Here is a 3,671-nt window from a genome sequence, read left to right as displayed (position 1 = left end):
CTGGGTGGGTGTGGTCGGCGTGGAGCCGTCGCCGAACAGGCCGTAGGTGATGCTCTCCTCGCCGTCGCGCAGCGTCAGCGACCAGCCGCCGCCGGCGTCGCGGCCGAGCGACAGGGCGATGTTGCCGAAGCCGCCGCCGGTGTCGCTGAGGCTGCCGGAGACGCTGAGATTGAGGAAGCCGCGCTCGGCCTGCGCCCTGGCGATGTCCTCGGTGTTGCCGGTGATGAGGCCGGAGCCGCTGACGCGCACCATATAGGTGTCGGCCGCCGTCAGGTTGGTGACGTTCGCCCCCGACAGGCCGGGGATGGCGTCCAGCGCCCGGCGCGACTGCGCGTTCACCGCCAGGGAATAGGTGTCGGCCGCCAGCAGCGACTGCCCGCTGCGCGCGCTGGTGCGGGCGACGCCGTCGATGCGGTCCTTCAGCGCGTTGAACTGCGCGGCCAAGTCGCGCCGCTTCGCCACCGCCGTGGCGTCGTTGCCCAGGGTGCCGTAGGCCTGGGTGACCAGATCACGCGCCTGTTCGACATAGCCGCCGATCTTGCCCACTCCGTCGTTCGTCGTACGCAAAGTGGTGATGGATTGGCCGATTGCCTCTTTAATAGACAGCATGTCGCCGACACGCTGCATCAGGTTGCGCGACGTGAAGTAGGCGTCGGGGTTGGCGAGCGGGCTGCGGATCGCCGCGCTGTTGCCGTCGTTCCGGAAGATGGGGGTGCTGGTCGCCCGCGCGACGCCGTCCGGCACCGGGTTCGTCTGCGGGCGCTGCTGCTGGGGCACATAGCCGGTGGTACCCGGACGCGCCGTCTGCTGCGGCCGCGCCAGGTCCAACCACGTCGCACTCGACACCGAGAGATTCAGCGTCGCCACCGGCTTTCTCTGCCCTCCGTCCGGCCCGCCCCCGTGACCCCGGTGTGACAACCGGCGGGGTGCGCGTCAATTTTCGCTCAAATTAAGACAGTGTTAAATCTAACCGGCGCAGCGGCCGTCGGCAAGGCCAGAACTGCGCACACCGATGCGCAACCGCACGTCGCGCGCGGACCCCTAAGCCACGGATTGCAAAGGATTTTCCGCCCGGCCGCGCGGCACGGCGCGGGGGCTGCGTCGATGGTGCGCAGGGCACGGCGGCGATTCGCCGACAGGGGTTCCCCGCGCGCCCATGCCGCATCCCGGATTTGTTATAAAATGCTTCCTTTCATGAAAGATATGAAACACACTTCAATGCCGCCCGCCCCTGGGTCCGCGGCATGGAACTTGCGTGGCTTTCCAACCGAGAAGGCAGTTCAGGCATATCATGTTGTTCGCCGAAGGATTGTGCGCAGCGGCAGGGGAGGCTCGGGGCATGAGCCAGGAGACCGAGGAACAGTACCGCAGTATTTTCGAAAACGCGGTCGAAGGCATCTACCAGACCACCATCGACGGCCGCTACTTGCGGGTGAACCCGTCGCTGGCGCGGATCTACGGCTACCCGTCGCCGGGCGAGATGATCGCCCACCTCACCGACATCGCCGGCCAGCTGTACGTCGATCCCGGCCGCCGCGAGGCCTTCGCCGACCTCATGCACCGCCAGGGCGTGGTGCAAAATTTTGAGGCACGGGTCTTCCGGCGTGACGGAACGATCATCTGGATTTCAGAAAATGCACGGTGCGTGCGCGACGCCGCCGGCACCATCCGCTTCTACGAAGGCACCGTCCAGGACATCACCGAGCGCAAGCAGCACGAGGAGAAGATCCGCCTGCTCGCCACCGTCTTCGCCTCGGTGGCCGACGGCATCCTGATCGTCGATCCGGAGCTGCTGGTGCAGGCGGTGAACCCGGCCTACACCGCCATGACCGCCTACGAGATCGACGAGCTGGTGGGCCAGCCGCTCGTCCTCTTCGCCCAGGGCGCGCACGAGCGCGCCTTCCTGGAGGACATCTGGCACACCGCGCAGAGTTCCGGCCGCTGGCAGGGCGAGATCACCAGCTTCCGCCGTTCGGGCGAGGAATTCGCGGCGCACCTGTCGGTGAACGCCGTGCGCTCGCCGTCCGGGCTGCTGGAACACTACGTGCTGACCATCGCCGACATCAGCCAGCGCAAGTACCAGGAGCACCAGATCCGCTATCAGGCCAGCTTCGACCGGCTGACCGACCTGCCGAACCGCTGGCTGGTCTGCGAGCGGCTGGAGGAATCGATCCTGCGCGCCCAGCGTTCGCGCACCAAGGTGGGCGTGGCCTTCATCGACCTCAACCGCTTCAAGCACGTCAACGACACGCTGGGCCACCACGCCGGCGACGAGCTGTTGAAGCTGGTGGCGCGGCGCCTGCGCAACTGCACCCGCGTGGCCGACACGGTGGGCCGCCTGGGCGGCGACGAGTTCCTGGTGGTGGCCCCCGACGCCGCCGACCGCACCGCCGGCCAGCGGCTGGCCGAAAAGATCCTGTACGCGTTGAGCGAGCCGTTCTCGCTGTACGGGCAGGAGATCTACTGCGGCGCCTCGGTCGGCATCGCCTTCTACCCCGACGACGGCGAGACGGCGGACCAGCTTCTGCGCAACGCCGACCTGGCGATGTACCACGCCAAGCGCAACCCCGAGCACCGCTTCCTCTATTACGACGAGGGGATGCGCGATGAATCGAACTTCACGCTGGGGATGGAAAGCGACCTGCGCCGCGCCATCGCCAACCAGGAGTTCGAGCTGTACTTCCAGCCCAAGGTCGACCTCGCCGCCAACCGCATGATCGGGGCGGAGGCGCTGATCCGCTGGATCCACCCCTCGCGCGGCACCGTGTCCCCGGCGGAGTTCATCCCGTTCGCCGAGGACACCGGCCTGATCTGGGACATCGGCGCCTGGACGCTGTACGCCGCGGCGCGCGCGCTGGCCGGCTGGATCGACCAGGGGCTGCCGGTGGGCACGGTGTCGGTGAACCTGTCGCCGCGCCAGTTCCAGGACGCCCGCCTCGTCGGCTTCGTGCGCTCGGTGATCGAGAGCACCGGCGTGCCGCCCGAGCGGATCGAGCTGGAGCTGACCGAGGGCGCCATGATCGGCGACATCGAGAAGGCGGTGACGATCCTGAACGGGCTGAAGGACATCGGCGTCAAGCTGTCGATCGACGACTTCGGCACGGGGTACTCGTCGCTGGCGTACCTGAAGCGCTTCCCCATCGACACGCTGAAGATCGACCGCAGCTTCGTGCGCGACATCGTCAAGTCCTCCACCGACCCGGCGATCGTCAGCACCATCGTCAACCTCGCCGACAGCCTGGGTTTCGCCACCATCGCCGAGGGCGTGGAGACGCGCGAGCAGGCCGACATGCTGCGCCAGCAGCGCTGCAACCAGATCCAGGGCTACCTGATCAGCCGCCCGCTGGCCATCGACGCCTTCGAGACCTTCGTGAAGGAGCAGGAGACGGTGAAGGCGTAACCTTCAAAGCCCTTCTCCCCTTGAGGGAGAAGGGTTGGGATGAGGGGTATTTACGCCCGGTAGGGCGGAAGAAGAGTCTTTGTCCGGCCTATCGGCCGCTATGCCCCCTCACCCCAACCCCTCTCCCGCGAGGGAGGGCTATCGCATGTAAGCAAAGAGTTCGAAGAAGAATTCTTCGCTTATCATGGCCCTGAACATTTTCAGGCTCATTGACCGGTCCAACGGGTGCGCCCGCAAGATGTTCTGAGCCAAGCGCCGGATGACCGCAAGG

At 66.7% G+C, this 3,671-nt stretch carries 1 protein-coding gene and 1 pseudogene; one reads left to right on the top strand and one right to left on the bottom strand.

Annotated features, from left to right (window positions below; genetic code table 11):
* Positions 1-867: pseudogene (locus VED21_RS01010) on the bottom strand (hypothetical protein); the annotation flags it as partial.
* Positions 868-1,339: 472 nt separating this feature from the next.
* Between VED21_RS01010 and VED21_RS01005 the strand changes: the two are divergent.
* On the top strand, positions 1,340-3,400 hold the full coding sequence (locus VED21_RS01005) for a putative bifunctional diguanylate cyclase/phosphodiesterase (RefSeq protein WP_324880440.1): 2,061 nt from the start codon (positions 1,340-1,342) through the stop codon (positions 3,398-3,400).
* Positions 3,401-3,671: the final 271 nt, after the last annotated feature.

Origin of the sequence: Azospirillum sp. (genome assembly GCF_035627195.1) — a bacterium.
GTDB lineage: Bacteria > Pseudomonadota > Alphaproteobacteria > Azospirillales > Azospirillaceae > Azospirillum.
Note: the sequence above shows the minus strand (reverse complement) of the source record. Positions and strands in the feature narration are given on the sequence as shown.

Excerpts from the sequence above, each read along its gene's own strand:
- VED21_RS01005 (WP_324880440.1), top strand. The coding sequence starts at position 1,340 with ATGAGCCAGGAGACCGAGGAACAGTACCGCAGTATTTTCGAAAACGCG.